Annotated in this window: 20 protein-coding genes; 16 read left to right on the forward strand and 4 right to left on the reverse strand. The window is 55.7% G+C overall.

All coding sequences use genetic code 11. The features are described from left to right. Window positions 1-15: 15 nt before the first annotated feature. A complete protein-coding gene (locus tag JWF83_RS25575) occupies window positions 16-942 on the forward strand; it encodes a LacI family DNA-binding transcriptional regulator (protein WP_413653312.1) in 927 nt (308 codons plus the stop codon). 63 nt (window positions 943-1,005) lie between these two features. On the opposite strand, the gene aldA is transcribed toward JWF83_RS25575, so the two are convergent. Further along, window positions 1,006-2,445, reverse strand: a complete 1,440-nt coding sequence (gene aldA / locus JWF83_RS25580; protein WP_413653314.1) for an aldehyde dehydrogenase — start codon at window positions 2,443-2,445, stop codon at window positions 1,006-1,008. A 626-nt stretch (window positions 2,446-3,071) separates the two neighbouring features. On the opposite strand from aldA, the gene JWF83_RS25585 reads away from it, so the two are divergent. The 9 genes from JWF83_RS25585 (at window position 3,072) to JWF83_RS25625 (ending at window position 10,443) form a co-directional block, all read left to right on the forward strand. Continuing rightward, complete coding sequence (locus JWF83_RS25585) at window positions 3,072-3,917, forward strand: urease accessory protein UreD (protein WP_413653315.1); 846 nt, start codon at window positions 3,072-3,074, stop codon at window positions 3,915-3,917. Window positions 3,918-3,929: 12 nt separating this feature from the next. Continuing rightward, window positions 3,930-4,232 carry an urease subunit gamma gene (locus JWF83_RS25590; protein ID WP_413653316.1) on the forward strand — a complete coding sequence of 101 codons (303 nt, stop codon included), beginning with the start codon at window positions 3,930-3,932 and terminating at the stop codon, window positions 4,230-4,232. 10 nt (window positions 4,233-4,242) lie between these two features. After that, window positions 4,243-4,554 carry an urease subunit beta gene (locus JWF83_RS25595; RefSeq protein ID WP_413653317.1) on the forward strand — a complete coding sequence of 104 codons (312 nt, stop codon included), beginning with the start codon at window positions 4,243-4,245 and terminating at the stop codon, window positions 4,552-4,554. Further along, window positions 4,551-6,254: an urease subunit alpha gene (gene ureC, locus JWF83_RS25600; protein ID WP_413653318.1), complete on the forward strand. Its 1,704-nt coding sequence runs from the start codon at window positions 4,551-4,553 to the stop codon at window positions 6,252-6,254. Before JWF83_RS25595 ends, ureC begins: the two co-directional genes overlap by 4 nt. 9 nt (window positions 6,255-6,263) lie before the next feature. Next, on the forward strand, window positions 6,264-6,725 hold the full coding sequence (gene ureE / locus JWF83_RS25605) for an urease accessory protein UreE (protein WP_413653320.1): 462 nt from the start codon (window positions 6,264-6,266) through the stop codon (window positions 6,723-6,725). A gap of 53 nt (window positions 6,726-6,778) precedes the next feature. Continuing rightward, complete coding sequence (locus JWF83_RS25610; protein WP_413653321.1) at window positions 6,779-7,453, forward strand: urease accessory protein UreF; 675 nt, start codon at window positions 6,779-6,781, stop codon at window positions 7,451-7,453. An 8-nt stretch (window positions 7,454-7,461) separates the two neighbouring features. Continuing rightward, window positions 7,462-8,079, forward strand: coding sequence for an urease accessory protein UreG (gene ureG, locus JWF83_RS25615; RefSeq protein WP_413653322.1), 618 nt, complete (start codon window positions 7,462-7,464; stop codon window positions 8,077-8,079). 245 nt (window positions 8,080-8,324) lie between these two features. Further along, a complete protein-coding gene (gene rhaT, locus JWF83_RS25620; protein ID WP_413653323.1) occupies window positions 8,325-9,359 on the forward strand; it encodes an L-rhamnose/proton symporter RhaT in 1,035 nt (344 codons plus the stop codon). A 442-nt stretch (window positions 9,360-9,801) separates the two neighbouring features. After that, a complete protein-coding gene (locus JWF83_RS25625) occupies window positions 9,802-10,443 on the forward strand; it encodes a DapH/DapD/GlmU-related protein (RefSeq protein WP_413653544.1) in 642 nt (213 codons plus the stop codon). A gap of 16 nt (window positions 10,444-10,459) precedes the next feature. Here JWF83_RS25625 and rhaR read toward each other — a convergent pair whose 3' ends face one another. Together rhaR and rhaS are read right to left on the reverse strand one after the other, a co-directional pair. Then, window positions 10,460-11,320 (reverse strand): HTH-type transcriptional activator RhaR, encoded by an 861-nt coding sequence (gene rhaR, locus JWF83_RS25630; RefSeq protein WP_413653324.1) that lies wholly within the window; start codon window positions 11,318-11,320, stop codon window positions 10,460-10,462. Window positions 11,321-11,332: 12 nt separating this feature from the next. Further along, a complete protein-coding gene (rhaS, locus tag JWF83_RS25635) occupies window positions 11,333-12,157 on the reverse strand; it encodes an HTH-type transcriptional activator RhaS (protein ID WP_413653326.1) in 825 nt (274 codons plus the stop codon). A 299-nt stretch (window positions 12,158-12,456) separates the two neighbouring features. On the opposite strand from rhaS, the gene rhaB reads away from it, so the two are divergent. From rhaB to rhaM, 4 genes are read left to right on the forward strand one after another with little or no spacing between them, the layout of a single operon-like run. Then, window positions 12,457-13,929, forward strand: coding sequence for a rhamnulokinase (gene rhaB / locus JWF83_RS25640; protein WP_413653328.1), 1,473 nt, complete (start codon window positions 12,457-12,459; stop codon window positions 13,927-13,929). After that, the gene (locus JWF83_RS25645; RefSeq protein WP_413653329.1) at window positions 13,926-15,182 is read left to right on the forward strand and encodes an L-rhamnose isomerase; all 1,257 of its coding nucleotides are present in this window, start codon (window positions 13,926-13,928) and stop codon (window positions 15,180-15,182) included. Before rhaB ends, JWF83_RS25645 begins: the two co-directional genes overlap by 4 nt. Window positions 15,183-15,191: 9 nt before the next feature. Beyond that, the gene (rhaD, locus tag JWF83_RS25650) at window positions 15,192-16,034 is read left to right on the forward strand and encodes a rhamnulose-1-phosphate aldolase (protein ID WP_413653330.1); all 843 of its coding nucleotides are present in this window, start codon (window positions 15,192-15,194) and stop codon (window positions 16,032-16,034) included. Beyond that, complete coding sequence (gene rhaM / locus JWF83_RS25655) at window positions 16,024-16,338, forward strand: L-rhamnose mutarotase (protein WP_413653331.1); 315 nt, start codon at window positions 16,024-16,026, stop codon at window positions 16,336-16,338. Before rhaD ends, rhaM begins: the two co-directional genes overlap by 11 nt. Window positions 16,339-16,462: 124 nt before the next feature. Here the strand turns inward: rhaM and JWF83_RS25660 are convergent, their stop codons facing one another. After that, window positions 16,463-17,107: a TetR/AcrR family transcriptional regulator gene (locus tag JWF83_RS25660; protein ID WP_413653332.1), complete on the reverse strand. Its 645-nt coding sequence runs from the start codon at window positions 17,105-17,107 to the stop codon at window positions 16,463-16,465. A gap of 316 nt (window positions 17,108-17,423) precedes the next feature. Here JWF83_RS25660 and bhsA (JWF83_RS25665) point away from each other — a divergent pair, with 316 nt between their 5' ends. Both bhsA (JWF83_RS25665) and bhsA (JWF83_RS25670) read left to right on the forward strand, forming a co-directional pair. Next, entirely contained in the window at window positions 17,424-17,681 is a 258-nt protein-coding gene (gene bhsA, locus JWF83_RS25665; protein WP_413653333.1) for a multiple stress resistance protein BhsA, read from the forward strand. Between the two features lie 47 nt (window positions 17,682-17,728). After that, complete coding sequence (bhsA, locus tag JWF83_RS25670; protein ID WP_413653334.1) at window positions 17,729-17,986, forward strand: multiple stress resistance protein BhsA; 258 nt, start codon at window positions 17,729-17,731, stop codon at window positions 17,984-17,986. Window positions 17,987-18,040 lie beyond the last annotated feature (54 nt).

Raw genomic sequence — 18,040 nt, forward strand, 5'->3', positions numbered from 1 at the left:
TGATAGAGAGCAATAATGGCGAGTATTAATGATGTATCGCGTCTGGCGCAGGTGTCAAAAGCCACCGTATCGCGGGTGCTGAGTGGCAGCCGCGGGGTAAAAGAGGAGAGTCGAGATGCGGTACTGCGCGCCGTGGAGATCCTGAACTATAAGCCAAATGCCATTGCGCAGTCGCTCAGCAGTCAGGTCACCCACTGTATAGGCGTCATTTGCGCCACTGAGCATATTCAGCAGGCCACCGGTTATTTGCAGGCGCTGGAGAAGCAGCTCAGCCAGCATCAGAAACATCTGCTGCTGCGTTTCGCTAATACCACCGATGCCGTGGCGCAGGCTTGTGCTGAGCTCAGTACCGGCCTGTGTGATGCCATTATGGTGGTGGGCGCGCGTTTTCCGCTACCCGCCGCGGCGCAGCAGGCGATACTGATTGATTGCCTGAATGCCAGCGGCGACCAGCAGGTCGGTATTGATTATGAGTTCGCCAGTCAGACCGCCAGTCACTACCTGTTCACGCAGCAACGACGTAAAATCGCGCTGTTTAATTTTAAACCGGGCGAAGCCGCGGATCAGGTATTACAGGGCTACTGCAGTGCGCTGGAAAGTTTGGCGATGCCGTTTAATCGTCAGCTGATTGTTAACCAGGCCGAGTCGGTAAGCGTGGCGTTGCAGGGGCTGATTAATCGTCATATTGCTTTCGATGCGGTTCTGGTGACCGATTATTATAAAGGTCTGGAGGTGGCGGAACTGCTAAAACGTTATCAGCGCGCGGTGCCGCAGGAGGTGATGGTGTTCAGTCTTGACGGTTCGGTTGCCGCGCTGGGTCAGCCGTATTTGCCGCTGATCGCTTATCCGCTGGAAACTCTCGCCCAACGGGCGGTCAGATTGATTACCGGCAGCGGCTGCGACTTCCCGCCGTTGCGTGGTCATTTACTGACGCCCTATTAAGCGTGCAGATAACGCCCTGTAGGGGCGGCATTTATGCCGCCCGTCACCGATTAATGTCTGCCGTCACTGGAATTGCAGATATGCCACATGGGTTTGCAGATACTCCTCCAACCCGTGACGGCCATCCGCGCCGCCAACTCCTGACTTACGCCAGCCAGCATGAAAGCCCTGCATCGCTTCAAAATTCTCGCGATTAATATAGGTTTCGCCGAACTTCAGCTTGCGCAGCGCAATCATTGCCGTATTGATATTGCTGGTGAAGATCGAAGATGTCAGCCCATATTCACTGTCATTCGCCAGCGCAATCGCCTCATCAAGGGTGCGGAAGGTGGCGACGGGCAGCACCGGGCCGAAAATCTCTTCATGCATAATCGCCATCTCCTGCCTGACGTTTGTCAGAATGGTGGGCTGGAAGAAAAAGCCGCGCGTGCCGTGACGCTTGCCGCCGATAAGCAACTGCGCACCTTGCTCCAGTGCTTTGGCCACTTTCTCCTCTACCCGCTGTAGCGCCGCCGCGCTGATCAGTGGCCCCATATCCAGCTGTTGCTGCTGTGCCGGATCGCCAAATGTCACCTGTTCAAAGGCGGCGACCAGGCGGGTGATAAAGCTGTCGTAGATCTCTTCCTGTACATAGACGCGCTCGACGCAGTTGCATACCTGTCCGCTATTAATCACGCGCGAACTGACGATGGCTTTGACCGCCAGTTCGAGATCGGCATCGTTCATGACAATCGCCGGGGCTTTGCCCCCCAGTTCCAGTGACACTTTGGTGACGTTGTCAGCCGCCGCTTTCATGGTTTCAATACCGGCCTTCACACTGCCGGTTAAACTGACCAGCCCCACTTTCGGGTTTGCCGCCAGCGCCTGACCCACCGTCGGACCGTAACCGTAGACGATATTGAATACCCCCGGCGGCAGGCCGATGCTGTCGACAATTTCCGCGAAGATTGCCGCATTGTTTGGGGTTAATTCACTGGGTTTAATCACGATGGTATTGCCGGTGACCAGCGCCGGCGCCGCCTTGCGGGCAATCAGAAAGAACGGGAAGTTCCACGGCAGAATACCGGTGGTAACACCAATCGCCTTCTTAAACACCAGAATATTTTCATTCGGACGGTCGCTCTGCACGATCTCGCCTTCATAGCGCCGCGCCCACTCAGCCATATAGTCGAGGTAATCGGCGGTAAACAGCACTTCAGTCTGCGCCAGCCCAAAGGTTTTGCCGCCTTCGGCGATAATGGTGGCGGTGAGTTCGTCGGCACGCTGGCGTATGCCTGCAGCAATTTTATGCAGCCACACCCCACGTTCCACGGCGGCCAGCGCTTCCCAGCCCGGCTGTGCCTGCGCGGCGGCGTCGATGGCGCGGGCGGCATCCCCGGCGCTGCCCTGCGGGATGCGCGAAATTAGCTGTTCACTGGCGGGATTGATCACCTCGATCCACTGGTCACTGCGATTCTCAACAAACTGTCCGTTGATATACATACGTTGCTGCGGGGTTGCCATTTTTGGATCTCCGTCACGAGTTGTGATGTTTTATGTTAATGACTTGAAACATTGCTGTTGCTGAATCCAAAACTGACGCAGTTCGCGGTTCGCCACCTTGATCTGGTTGCCATAAAAAAACCATCGCTGGCAATAGGCTGAAGATTGACGGCACCTCGTTAACAAAATAAGCACAACAGCACGTTCAGCGGCGCATCCGACGGCAACTGCGCCGCGAGCCGGGCTGAACCATTTTGGTTCATCGTCGGCACTTTTCTGGTGCGTGCGCCCGGTATTGGGGCGGCGTCAGACCGCAGGGGATTATTCGCCAGTGGCGGAGGCAAATTTTTTTGAATCGACCAAATCAATTACTTTCCCGGCGCATACCGGCGTCACAGTCACGCCGCCGGGTAGCGCCAGGCCGGCGCGGAAAGTGATTGATAATTATCATGACAACAGAACGCTGGCCCAACCGTTGCAATAGCCTGTCCGGGCCGATCGGGAAAAAGTGACCAGCCGGCCGGATCGGAACCCATTTATTGAACGCGTTTTCGCCTGATTTTGACAACTTTACGGCGGGATCCGACACTTGATTACCAGATAGTTAACGATCTCCCGGCAGAATTGCGCTGATAAAAAGAGTCATAATGGAATATCTGAAAGTGAACCATGCAGCGCAGCCGCAAACCGCGGTCAACGATGCTGGCTGGAAAGCCTGGTTAACCCTGCAGCTCGGTCAGAGCGCGGGAAAAACCCGGTTATTGCAGCAGCGCCACCTCGGACCATTGCGCGTGCAGCGCCCCTTTTATCCGCAAGGCGATACTTGCCATCTCTATATTCTTCATCCACCGGGCGGCGTGGTCGGCGGCGATGAACTCAATACCGACGTGCAGTTAATCGATGCGGCAACGGCATTAATAACCATGCCCGGCGCGGCAAAAATATATCGCAGCAATGGCGCCAGCGCCGCCATTAACCAGCGCGTTAGGCTGCAGGCGGGTTGCGCAATGGAATGGTTGCCGCCGGGCAATATTCTGTTTCGCGGCAGTGAAGCGCGTATTAGCAGTGAATTTCATCTTGCCGCCGATTCCCGACTGATTGCCTGGGAAACCTTCTGTTTTGGTCGTCCGGTAATGCAGGAGAATTACGACTGCGGCAATGCCATCAGTAAATTGCGCGTCTGGCGTGATGGCGAGCCGTTGCTGAGCGAAACCCTGCGCGTCAGCGGCGGTCTCGCGACCTTAGCAGGCTATCCGTTACACAGCACGATGCTGATGTATCCCGCCAGTGAAGCGCTGGTCATGGCGGTGCGGGCACAGCTGGCCGCGCGCCAGCATCCGGCCGGCGCCACGCTGCTGGGGGACTTACTGGTCATCCGTCTGCTGGATCACAGCAATCTGACGCTGGAGACCGATCTGCACCAACTCTGGCGCCTTGCCCGTCCACAGGTGATTGGGCTGGACGCTGTTAATCCCCGAATATGGTCAACCTGAAATGGAGACGGTATGGAGCTGACACCGCGAGAGAAAGACAAACTACTGTTATTTACCGCCGCCCTGGTCGCCGAACGCCGGCTGGATCGCGGGCTTAAGCTGAATTATCCCGAGTCGGTGGCGCTGATCAGCGCCGCGATTATGGAGGGCGCGCGTGACGGCAAAACGGTGGCGGAGCTTATGGAAGCCGGGCGCCACGTACTGACCCGCCAGCAGGTGATGGAAGGCGTGCCGGAGATGATCAGTGATGTGCAGGTTGAAGCGACATTTCCGGATGGCACCAAACTGGTGACCGTCCACGATCCGATTATCTGAGGGGAACCTTATGATCCCAGGTGAAGTCAGGGTAGCTGCGGGTGACATTGAATTAAATGCCGGACGCAGTGTGATGCGGGTGACGGTAGAAAACCATGGCGACCGGCCGATTCAGGTCGGTTCGCACTACCATTTTTATGAGGTGAATCCGGCGCTGGTATTTGATCGCGAGAAGACCCGCGGTTACCGGCTGGATATTGCGGCAGGGACCGCGGTGCGTTTTGAACCTGGCCAGGCGCGTGAAGTGGCGCTGGTCGCGGTGGCGGGTAATCGCGCCATTTATGGCTTCCGCGCCGGGGTTCAGGGGAGACTGGCGCCATGAGCAAAATATCGCGACAGGCTTATGCTGAAATGTTCGGGCCGACCACTGGCGATCGGGTGCGACTGGCGGATACCGCGTTATGGATAGAAGTGGAGCAGGATTACACCCTGTATGGCGAAGAGGTGAAATTTGGTGGCGGCAAAGTTATTCGTGACGGTATGGGGCAGGGGCAAATGCCGGACAGCGAATCGATGGATCTGGTGCTGACTAATGCGCTGATTATTGACCACTGGGGCATTGTGAAAGCCGATATCGGCATTAAACATGGCCGTATTGCGCTGATTGGCAAAGCCGGTAATCCGGATATCCAGCCCGGCGTAACGATACCGATTGGCGCCGGTACGGAAATTATCGCGGCGGAGGGCAAAATTGTCACCGCCGGAGGGATTGACGCCCATATTCACTTTATCTGTCCGCAACAGGCGACGGAAGCATTAACCTCCGGTATCACCACCATGATTGGCGGCGGCACCGGTCCGGCGACCGGCACCAATGCCACCACCTGTACTCCGGGCCGCTGGAATATCACCCGTATGCTCCAGGCCGCCGACAGTTTGCCGGTTAACATTGGCCTGCTCGGCAAAGGTAACAGCTCCAGCCATCAGGCGCTGCGTGAGCAGGTGGATGCCGGGGTGATTGGCCTGAAGCTGCATGAAGACTGGGGGTCAACCCCGGCCGCCATTGACTGCTGTTTACAGGTAGCAGAAGAAGAAGATGTGCAGGTGGCGATCCATACTGACACCCTGAATGAAGCGGGCTTTGTCGAAGATACCTTAAAAGCGATTGGCGATCGCACCATTCATACCTTTCATACTGAAGGCGCCGGTGGCGGTCATGCTCCGGATATTATCCGTGCCTGTTCGTTTGCCAATATTTTGCCGTCTTCCACCAATCCCACCCTGCCTTATACCGTCAATACCGTCGATGAGCATCTCGATATGCTGATGGTCTGCCATCACCTTGATGCCGGCATAGCCGAAGATATCGCGTTTGCTGAGTCACGTATCCGCCGGGAAACCATCGCGGCAGAGGATATTCTGCATGATATTGGCGCATTTTCCATGACCTCATCCGATTCACAGGCGATGGGACGGGTCGGTGAAGTGATTATGCGCACCTGGCAAGTGGCGCATAAGATGAAATTGCAGCGCGGGCCGCTGCCAGGCGACAGCGCGGAACAGGATAATTTTCGCGTCAAACGTTATATCGCCAAATACACCATCAACCCGGCGATCACCCATGGCATCGCCCATGAAGTCGGCTCGGTCGAGGCGGGAAAACTGGCGGATTTAGTGTTGTGGAGTCCGGCTTTCTTTGGCGTTAAACCTGCGCTGATTATCAAAGGCGGCATGATTGCCAGCGCCGCCATGGGTGATATTAACGCGTCGATCCCCACGCCGCAGCCGGTACATTACCGGCCAATGTTTGGTTCGCTCGGCGCTGCACGTCACGCCACCTGCATGACTTTTCTGTCAACGCGCGCGTTTAATCATGATCTGCATCACCAACTGGGGCTGAAAAGCCTGATTGGCGTGGCGAAAGGCTGCCGCAATGTGCGCAAGTCGCAGATGATCCACAATGATTTAACCCCTGATATTCAGGTGGATGCGCAAACCTATGAAGTACGTGCCGATGGTCAGTTGCTGACCTGCGATCCGTTAAGTGAGTTGCCGATGGCGCAACGTTATTTTCTGTTTTAAGGAGTCACGATGCTTTTCCTTACCCGCAAAATAACCGCGGCTGCCAGGGTCAATGCCAGCGCCACCCTTGATTATGCTACCCGGCTAAAAAGTCGGGCGCGTATTCAGCTGGATGACGGCAGTGAGGCCGGGCTGGCGCTGGAGCGTGGTTCGCTGCTGCGCGGTGGCGATATTCTCAGTGATGATAGCGGCGAGTTTGTGGTGCGAATTGTCGCCGCGGCGGAAAAGTTATCCATCGCGCTGTGTGGCGATCCACTCAGGCTGGCGATAGCCTGCTACCACCTTGGTAATCGCCATGTTCCGTTACAAATTGAAGCCGGACGTGTCGCCTGGCTGCACGATCATGTGCTGGACGATATGTTAATCGGCCTCGGGCTGATTGTCGGCAGCGAACTGGCGCCGTTCGAACCGGTTGCCGGCGCCTATGAAACCGCGGGCCATCATCTCCACTCACATTCTCATCACCACTGATTGCGGAGAAAAATCATGAAATATGGCGTGATGTTGTTACTGCTGCTGACTGAATGATAACGCCATTACAACAGCTGCGGTTGCTGCAACTGAGCAGCGCCGCATTGCCGATTGGCGGCTTTACCTACTCGCAAGGGCTGGAGTGGGCGGTAGAGTGCGGATGGGTGAGCAGTGTGGCGCAATTCCGCCAGTGGCAACAACTGCAGATTGAACAAACGCTGATACGGCAGGATCTGCCGTTGTTGTTGCGGCTGTATCGCGCCTGTCAGGCGCAGGATGTCGAACGTTTCCGCCACTGGTCGCACTTTCTGTTGTCATGTCGTGAAACGGCGGAACTGCGTAGCGAAGAACAGCAGCGCGGCGCCGCCATGACGCGGGTGCTGACGGGCTTACAGCTGCTGCCGCCGGAAAACTGGCGCGCAGCGCTGCAATTAACGCAAAGCGGCGGTCTGGCATGGGCTGGCACGGTGTGGCAGATCCCTGAAAGCGCGTTGCTGCTGTCACTGGCGTACAGCTCGCTGGAAAGCGCGGTCATGGCGGGGGTGAAACTGGTGCCCTTCGGGCAACAGGCGGCGCAGTCGCTGCTTATGGAACTGAGTGAGACGCTGGCGCAACAACTTCCGCTGGCGCTGGCATTGGACGACGAAGAACTGGGGGGCAGCCTGCCGCTGGTTGCCATCGCCTCTTCGCGTCATGAAACCCAACATACCCGATTATTTCGTTCTTAGGAGCCGTTATGCAGAATTATAAACAACCGCTACGTATTGGTGTCGGTGGTCCGGTGGGATCGGGTAAAACAGCACTGCTGGAGGTGCTGTGTAAGGCGATGCGCGAGCGCTGGCAGCTGGCGGTGGTGACTAACGATATTTATACCCGCGAGGATCAGCGCATTCTGACCGAAGCCGGAGCACTGGAGGCGGCTCGGATCGTTGGGGTGGAAACCGGCGGCTGTCCGCACACCGCCATCCGCGAAGATGCCTCAATGAATCTGGCCGCGGTTGAAGCGCTAAGCGAGAAATTTGGCAACCTTGATATTGTGTTTGTGGAAAGCGGTGGCGACAATCTTAGCGCTACCTTTAGCCCGGAACTGGCTGACCTCACTATCTACGTAATTGATGTCGCCGAAGGGGAGAAGATCCCGCGCAAAGGCGGGCCCGGTATTACCCGTTCTGACTTTTTGGTGATCAATAAAATCGATCTTGCCCCATATGTTGGCGCCTCGCTGGAGGTGATGGCAAGCGATACCCGGCGTATGCGTCCTGATAAACCCTGGACTTTCGCCAATCTGAAAAAAGGCGAAGGTCTGGAAAAAATTATCGCTTTTATTGAGCACAGCGGCATGCTGACGGTGTGATTTTCTTCGCGTCTCGGGCGTTTCTTTCCTCCTTCCGCCGCCGCTGGCGAGAATACAGCCAGACACAGCGAATCTGACTGCCGGATGATTTTGTGATCGTAGTCATCATCATCCGGCGGATTTTGCCAGATTTATGCCATGGCGGGCAGTCAGCATAAGGCTGCACAGGCCACCTGGTCTTTAGACTCCTTCGTATTCAGGCAACAGTGCGATGCCTGCTGGCCTCCACCTACGAAGGAATAACAATGAATAACGCAATCCTGCTCGGTATTATGTGGCACCTCGTTGGCGCAGCCAGCGCGGCGTGCTTCTATGCACCGCTGAAAAAAGTGAGAAACTGGTCGTGGGAAACCATGTGGTCGGTTGGCGGTATCATGTCCTGGCTGATTTTACCCTGGCTGGTCAGCGCCATTCTGCTACCGGATTTCTGGGGCTATTATCGTTCCTTTAGTTTTTCCACCCTGCTGCCGGTATTTCTGTTTGGCGCGATGTGGGGGGTGGGGAATATTAACTATGGTCTGACCATGCGCTACCTCGGTATGTCGATGGGTATCGGTATCGCCATTGGTATTACGCTGGTCGTGGGTACGCTGATGACGCCATTATTACAGGGGCGTTTTGTGGCGCTGTTCAGTTCGGCTGGCGGTCGCATGACCTTGCTTGGCGTGCTGGTGGCGCTGATTGGCGTTGCGGTGGTCGCGCGTGCTGGCTTAATGAAAGAGCGGGCGATGGGCATTCGCGCCGAAGAGTTCAATCTGAAAAAAGGGCTGCTGCTGGCGGTTATGTGCGGCATTTTCTCTGCCGGGATGTCATTTGCCATGTCTGCGGCGAAACCGATGCATGAAGCGGCGGCGGCGATCGGTATCGATCCATTGTATGTGGCGCTGCCCAGCTATGTGGTGATTATGGGCGGTGGTGCGCTGGTAAACCTGGCCTGGTGTTTTGTGCGTTTAGCCATCAAGCCAGAGCTGTCGTTAAAAGCCGATTTTGCCGTGGCGAAACCGTTGCTGCGCGCGAACATCCTGTTTGCCATGCTGGGCGGCACCATGTGGTATCTGCAATTCTTCTTTTACGCCTGGGGCCACGCCAATATTCCGGCGCAGTATGACTTTATCAGCTGGATGCTGCATATGAGTTTCTATGTGCTGTGCGGTGGCCTGGTGGGTCTGGTACTGAAAGAGTGGAAATCGGTAGGGCGTCGTCCGGTGGGGGTGCTGAGTATTGGCTGTCTGGTGATTATTCTGGCGGCGAATATCGTGGGTTTAGGCATGGCATCATAGTCTGCACGGGAGCGGGCGGCATAAATGCCTCTCCTACGGCAGAATATCTGCCCCCGTGCTATAGGGGAGCCATTTATGGCTTCCGTCCCGATGGCGGCAACCGTGCAAATTATTGGCACGGCAGAATATCTGCCCCGTGCTATCGGGGGGCCATTAATGGCTCCCGTCCCGATGGCGGCAACCGTGCAAATTATTGGCACGGCAGAATATCTGACCCCGTGCTGTAGGGGAGCCATTAATGGCTCCCGTCCCGATGGCGGCAACCGTGCAAATTATTGGCACGGCAGAATATCTGACCCCCTGCTGTAGGGGAGCCATTAATGGCTCCCGTAATATCCATGCCGCCATCATTCCGTCATCTTTCCCGGTCAGCATAGAGCAGCCGCGGGCGCCTGCCTGCGCTTCGCTTATCCACCAGTCTGACCAGCAAAGAAGGGAGCACATGTCACTTACCGCCGCTAAGCCACCGAAACTACAGCAAACCGTTATCGACAACCGCGTAACGATGCGTGAAACGCATATCGGCAAGCAGTGTGAAATCCTCGCCCATAGCTATCTGGAATACAGCACGCTGGGTGATTTTTCCTATGTTGGCGAACACTGCTGCATCGCCGATAGCCGTATCGGTAAATTTACGGCTATCGCCAATCAGGTACGCATCGGCGCACCCAACCATCCGACGGGGCGTCCCTCACAGCATCGTTTCAGCTATTGTCCGGAGTATTACCAATCTGGCGTCGAACGCGACCACGGTTTTTTTGCCGACCGTCGCGCGGAACGGGTGATTATCGGCCATGACGTCTGGATTGGGCACGGGGTGATCGTGTTGCCGGGAGTCACCATCGGCGATGGCGCGGTGCTGGCTGCCGGCGCGGTGGTCAGCAAAAATGTCGCGCCTTATAGTATTGTCGGCGGCGTACCGGCCAGACAGATTCGCCAGCGTTTCCCGGCGGAAATTGCGGCAAGTTTGCAGCGTATTGCCTGGTGGCACTGGCCGCTGGAAAAGCTCATGGCGCATCTTGATCAATTTCAGTCCGGGGAGATTGCGCACTTCTGCGCCCGCTGGGATAAAGAGTACCGCTAAGCTGGTGATTCAGCCCTTAGCTATGGTGAACCAGCACTCTGCCGGCATGTTCAAACTGCTGGCGCCAGGCGCTGGGGGTCATACCGGTTTCCCGGGTAAACACCACCGAGAAATAGTTGCTGTCGTCAAAGCCGCAACGCGCAGCGACCTGACCAATCAGGCAGTCGCTGGCGCGCAGCAGATATTTTGCCCGGCACAACTGTAGCTGACGCAAATAGTGGCTGATGGTCATCCCGGTTTGCTGACGAAACAGCTGCTTTAACGCTCGCTCTGATAAATGGTTGTGCTGACAAAATAGCGCCAGGTCGAAAGGGTTTTCACCGTCGGCCTGGATCGCCGCCATCAGCAGATCCAGTTGTTCACCTTCCGGCAATTGCCACGCCTGATCCACGGCATAACGGTAGCGCCGCAGAATCAGCGCCAGCTGCAGAAATAGCGCTTCGGTAAGCTGCAGCGACAACAGATCGGTTTTGCAGCTCTCCTGTTCCAGCTGCGCGATTACATTGCGCGCCAGCGCCATCCCGCGGGTGGTAAGACGCCAGTAAGCGCGGTGGTGCGGATCATCCATTGGCAGCAGCTGCGACCAGTCCAGCCCCAGTTTAAAGCGTTCCGGGCAGTAAATAATATTGTCGAGCACCAGATCATTGACTGATTCATAACTGTGACAGTCACTATCCTTAATATAAAAAATATCGCCACAGGTCACTGGCCACGGGCGGTCATTAAGCACGTGCAGCCCGTTACCGCGCCAGACGATAACAATTTCATAAAACTCATGGCGATGAGGTGGAAACGACGGTTGTGGCGCGCGATCGGCTACCGCTACCGGCATGGCATCCGAAGGAAAGTAGTCCGCTCTGGCCAGCATAAGTGTCATTTCCGCTTCCTCTTACTGCGTTTGCTGGCGTTCGGCTCGTGGTGCGCAGCCAAACTCCCGTTTAAATAGCGTCGAAAAGTGATTACTGTCGCCAAAACCGCACTGGAAAGCGATATCGGTAATTCTGCTGTCGCTATGGCGCAGCAGATGGCGTGCCTGCAGTAAGCGCAGGCGATTCAGATAGCGCTGCGGCGTACTGCCGGTCTGTTGTTTCATCTGGCGATGCAGGGTGCGAAGCGACAGCGAAAACCCGTCCGCCAGCCGGTCCCAGTCAATATCATCGCTGTAGTGATCGTTCAGCCAGTCCAGCAGCCGACGCAGGCGGCCATCCTGATCGTCGCAGTGCTGTTCGCGACAGCCCTGGCGCAACAGCATCAGTAACTGCAGAAAATGCAGCTCCTGTTCGGCCTGCAGCTCTAACGACTCTCCTTGCGGCAGGTTCTCCAGCTGACTAATCACTGCCTTCGCCTGGGCCATTAATTTATTGCCAATACGCCAGTGCGACGGATAGCGGCCATCCTGTTCCTGCGGCAGCAGATCGCGCAGTCCGGTTAAAAAACGAAACGCATCGGGGCCGCGGTACAACACATTGGTCAGATAAAGATTTTCAGTCTGTTCATACAGATGACGGTCGTGGTCACGGACGAAACAGACGCAGCCGCCGCACAGGGTCTGCGGCTGGCCGTTAAACACATGAATACCGGAACCTTGTTCCACCAGAACAATTTCATAAAAATCATGATGATGCTCAGGGAAAGCTGCCTGTGGCGCGCGTGGCTCAATGGCGATCGGCAGGCCGCCTGCCGGGAAAAAATCAACGCTGTGCAATACGGTCATGATTCATCCTCAGTTAACAAGCATGTAACCGATACTAATCAGCGCCGGTCAACCTTACCTTGAATTTTGCACCGGGAAACTCGCTTAACGGGCTAATTTTTCAAGAATGTCGGGAAAAAAATCAGAAATGCGTAACAGGTCACATCTGGCGTGCGGGCAGGGGAAAGTTGAAACTGTGAGCTGATTCACGTTCATCTTTGCGGCACTGCCAGCGCTATGCCGCCGCTGGCAGTGTCAGGAAGGTGGCAAATCTGCTGGATTTTACACTGGTGACATTGAATCACCAGGAAGCTTAATCCATGACCATTCGCAATATTGTCGCCATCGATCTGGGCGCCTCAAGCGGGCGCATTATGCTGGGGCGTTACTGCTCTGACGACGGCAACCTGACGCTGCGTGAAGTGAACCGCTTTGGCAATCATCGCCAGATTATCTCCGGTTATGACTGCTGGGATATCGATGCGCTGGAAGCTGAAATTCGTGCCGGTCTGGCACTGCTGGATAAGCAGGGCATTGTGCCTGACAGTATCGGGATTGATACCTGGGGCGTTGATGTGGTGATGCTGGATGCGGCGGGTCAGCGCGTTGGTTTACCCGTCTCATACCGCGACAAACGGACTCACGGCCTGATGAATAAAGCGCAGCGCGAGCTGGGCCTTGAAACCATTTACCAGCGCACCGGTATCCAGTTTTTACCTTTTAATACGCTCTATCAGCTGCGTGCATTTAGCGATGCCCATCCGGAGCTGGTAGATCGTGTGGCGCACGCCCTGCTGATCCCCGACTATCTGCAGTACCGCCTGACCGGTCAGTTGAACTGGGAGTACACCAATGCCACCACCACGCAGTTACTGAATTTGCAGAGCGGCGATTGGGATGAAAAATTGTTGCAGTGGGCCGGGGCAAAAGCCAGCTGGTTTGGCCGGCCGTCACAGCCGGGTAAAGCGGTCGGCGCATGGTGCAACGCCCGGGGAAGCAAAGTGCCGGTAATTGCCGTCGCCACCCATGATACCGCCAGCGCCATTCTCGCTACGCCGCTAAACGACAGCGACAGCGCCTATCTCAGTTCCGGCACCTGGTCGCTGATGGGGTTTGAGAGCCGTCAGCCGCACAACGGCAGCCGTGCGCGGCAGGCCAATATTACCAATGAAGGCGGCGCGGAAGGGCGCTACCGGGTGTTAAAAAACATTATGGGGTTGTGGTTGCTGCAGCGGGTCTGTGAAGAATTGCAGATTGACGATCTCTGCCAGCTGATTAACGAGGCGTCGCGCCTGCCAGCCTGTAAATCCTTTTTTCATCCTAACGACGAACGCTTTATTAACCCCGCCAGTATGGTGCGCGAAATTCAGGACGCCTGCGCCGGACAGGGGATGGCAATCCCGCAATCCGCCTGCGAACTGGCGCGCTGCATTTTTGACAGCCTGGCGCTGCTGTATCGCCAGGTGATTGGCGAGCTGGCGCAACTGCGCGGCAAAAACTTCAGCCAGCTGCAGATTGTCGGCGGCGGCAGTCAGAACCATTTTCTTAATCAGCTCTGCGCTAATGCCTGCAACTTACCGGTCAACGCCGGGCCGGTTGAAGCCTCCACCCTCGGTAATATCGGCTGCCAGCTGATTGCGCTGGGCGAGGTGGCTGATGTGCAGCAATTCCGCCAGCGGGTGGTACAGAACTTCCCGCAGCACCTTGTTCAACCTCATCAAGATAGCGCTTTCACGGCCTGCTGGTCGCGTTTTCAGTCGCTCAGTCAACCTACTAAGGAGCTTTGCTTATGACCAGGCTAATCGAACAGGCTTTCGAACTGGCAAAACAGCGTTTTTCAGCCATCGGCATCGATGTCGATGCCGCGATGGCGCAACTGGATCGGCTACCGATCTCAATGCACTGCTGGCAGGGCGATGATGTACGCGGATTTGAAAATCCGCAGGGCACACTGACCGGCGGCATTCAGGCCACAGGCAATTATCCTGGCAGAGCGCGCAGTGCGGCTGAATTACGCGCTGACCTTGATCAGGCAATGGCGCTGATCCCCGGTCCTAAACGTCTGAATCTGCATGCCATCTATCTGGAAAGTGATCAGCCGGTTGAACGCAACGCCATTCTGCCTGAACACTTTGCCAACTGGGTTGAGTGGGCAAAACGTAACAAACTGGGACTGGATTTTAACCCGACCTGTTTCTCGCATCCGCTCAGTGCTGATGGCTTTACCCTGGCGCACAAGGATGCCGGTATCCGCCAGTTCTGGATTGAGCACTGCCAGGCCAGCCGTAAGATCTCCGCTTATTTTGGCGAACAACTGGGTACGCCTTCGGTGATGAATATCTGGGTGCCGGATGGCATGAAAGATCTGACCATTGACCGGCTGGCCCCCCGTCAGCGTCTGATGAACGCGCTCGACGAAATTATCAAAGAGAAGCTTAATCCGGCCCACCATATCGATGCGGTGGAAAGTAAATTATTTGGCATCGGCGCTGAAAGCTACACCGTCGGTTCCAACGAATTCTACCTCGGCTACGCCGCCAGCCGCCAGACCGCGCTGACACTGGATGCCGGGCACTTCCATCCGACGGAAGTGATCTCTGACAAAATCTCCACCGCCATGCTGTATGTGCCGCGTCTGCTGCTGCACGTCAGCCGCCCGGTGCGCTGGGACAGCGACCATGTGGTGCTGCTGGATGACGAAACGCAGGCGATTGCCAGCGAGATCGTGCGTCAGCGTCTGTTCGATAAAGTGCATATTGGCCTCGATTTCTTTGACGCCTCCATCAATCGCATCGCCGCCTGGGTAATAGGCACGCGTAATGCGAAAAAAGCCCTGCTGCGTGCGCTGCTGGAACCGGTGGATCAGCTGTGCAAACTGGAACTGGACGGGGATTTCACCTCACGTCTGGCATTGCTGGAAGAGCAGAAGTCGCTGCCATGGCAGGCGGTATGGGAAAGCTACTGTTTACGCCACGATGTGCCTGCGGATGCCAGCTGGCTGGGCGACGTGCGCAACTACGAACAACAAATACTTAGTCAACGTTAAGGATCTATTATGTCAGGCATTCTTTCTTCGTGGTTTGTACAGGGAATGGTGAAAGCCACTACTGATATGTGGCTGAAAGGCTGGGATGAGCGCAATGGCGGTAATGTCAGCCTGCGCCTGCTGGAGGAGGAGGTGAAGCCCTTCGCCGCGGATTTTGTCGCTGAGCCGCGTCATCTGGAGCTGAGTCAACCGGCGCCGGCGCTGGCTAACTGCTGGTTTCTGGTTACCGGTTCGGGCAAGTTTTTCCGCAATGTGCAGCTTGATCCGGCAGACAGTCTGGTGCTGCTGCAGGTGAGTGCCGACGGGATGTCGTACCGTATTCACTGGGGGCTGGTAAATGGCGGCGTACCCACTTCCGAGCTGGCATCGCATTTCCAGTCGCACGCGGTGCGCAAGCAACTGACCAACGGCAATGACCGGGTGATTATGCACTGCCACGCCACCAATTTTATCGCGTTAAGCTATGTGCTGGAGCTGGATGCTGCCAGCTTTACCCGCAAGCTGTGGGAAGGCAGTACCGAATGTCTGGTGGTGTTCCCCGATGGCGTAGGCATTGTGCCGTGGATGGTGCCGGGTACTGACGGTATCGGCAGTAAAACTGCCGCGCAGATGAAATCACATAGCCTGGTACTCTGGCCATTCCACGGTATTTTTGGCGCGGGTCCGACGCTGGATGATGCTTTTGGTCTGATTGATACGGCAGAAAAATCCTCGGAAGTGCTGGTAAAAGTGCTCTCAATGGGCGGGATGAAACAAACTATCTCAACTGCTGAGCTGATCGCGCTGGGTGAGCGTTTTGGTGTCCAGCCATGGCAGGCGGCGCTGGATGTGGGGAAACGCAATGTTGCGTAAAGCCTTTGTGATGCAGGTTTATCCGCAGGCGCATGCCGCGTATCAACAGCGTCATACGCCGATCTGGCCTGAGCTTGAAGCCACGCTGAAGCAGCATGGCGCGCATAATTACAGCATTTTTCTTGATGCCAGCCGTAATCTGCTGTTCGCTTATGTGGAAATTGAGTCCGAAGCGCGCTGGGCGGCGGTGGCAGAGACCGAAATCTGTCAGCGCTGGTGGCAATCGATGCGTGAACTGATGCCGTCTAACCCGGATAACAGTCCGGTCAGCGAGGCGTTAACGGAGGTATTTCATCTGGCGTAGCGCGCACCGGCGTTCTGCGCACCGTAGGTCAAAGAGCCACAACATCTGTGGCTCTTGTTGTTTGTACCTGATGGATTTAACCGCGGGCGGGTTAGCTCCGGCAGGCGTCGCGCGGAGGAAAAGATTACGCGGATAGCGGCGTTGCCAGCGTTGGCCACAGCTTCATCATGGTATCAATAATGCCATCCAGTTCTTCACGGCTGGCGCCTTCGCGCGCGCGCACCGACATTCCCTGCAATACACAGGAGAGATAGCATGCCATCTGTTTTACATTGCATGCCGCGCTGAGTTCGCCCTGCTGCTGACGCAATTGTAAAAAGTCGAGCAAGGCCGTTTCCTGCAGGTGATGGCGGGTACGCAGCATCTCGGCAACTTCGCCGGAATCGGCGGAAAGCGCGGTCGAGGTACAGATAAAGAAACAGCCGGCAGGCTTTTTGCCATCGGTAAAACAGGCGGCGGTTGAGCGAAAATAGCTTTCAATACCCTGCGCCACGCTACGTTCCGGGCAGGCAAGGGCCATTTTACGCTGTTCGGCAAACTTCTCGATATAGCGATCCATCACCGCACGAAACAGCCCCTCTTTATTCTCAAATTCAGCGTACAGGGTGGGGGCTTTTGCCCCGGTCGCCTGGACTAAATCGGCTAAAGAGGTGGCTTCATAACCATGCGCCCAGAACAGTTCCAGCGCCTTGTCGAGCGCGCTATCGCGATCGAACAGTTTTGGTCGTCCACGACCTTTTTTTACACAAACCTCCGCATTGCCACTCATATGTCCTCACTTAACCTGCGACTGCCTCTTTAATTAAATTACCGATCATTAAAAAAATAATCAAGCGCCGCCGATCAAACGGAGACTTTAATCGTAACAGTCTGCTTCACATCTTGTGCGCACCCCTTGCCGGCAGGCGCAGGAAGAATTTTTTTCAGCTTTTAATGACTGAGATATCAGTCACATATTTATTATATTAACGATCATTAAAAAATATAGTTGACGCCAGGCGGGGGAGAGGTTTAGCATTTAGTTATCGATCGTTAAGTTAATAACGACGCAAACAGTAAATCACCTGATTCCGAGAGAGAAGATTATGAAAAACGTAAAAACTGCCGTGTTCGCCATCGCCCTGTCCACGCTGTCATTTGGCAGCTTCGCCGCCGACCTGGTAGCAAGTGAACCGCAACATCAGCAAGAGATTGGCGTTATTTCCGCCACCGGCGGCAGCAACCTGACTTCGCTGGAAGCCCAGCTGAATGAGAAAGCCAGTGCCGCCGGCGCCAAATCGTTCCGTATCACCTCGACCAGTGGTCAGAACAACCTGCACGGCACCGCCGTGATTTATCAGTAAGTCGTGGTTAACCGCGAATTGCAGCACATTAATTGAAGGGTATCGTCATGAAAAACATTAAATATGCAGTTGCCGCGCTGGTGCTGAGCACCGTTTCATTTGCCGGTGTCGCCGCGCAACAAGTTGGATTTTTGCCTGCCGATCAGCAGCAAGTGGGCGTGGTGAGTGCCACCGGCAGCACCAATCTGACTTCACTGGAAAACCAGTTAGCGGTAAAAGCACAGGCCGCAGGCGCAAAGTCTTTCCGCATCACTTCGACCTCTGGCCAGAACAGGTTGCATGGCACCGCAGTAATTTATAACTAATATCTGTTTCGCAGGACAAGGGCTTCGCCAGTCACCAATGACTGACGAAGCCTT

This window comes from Pantoea sp. B65, from assembly GCF_047308185.1.
Lineage (GTDB): Bacteria > Pseudomonadota > Gammaproteobacteria > Enterobacterales > Enterobacteriaceae > Erwinia.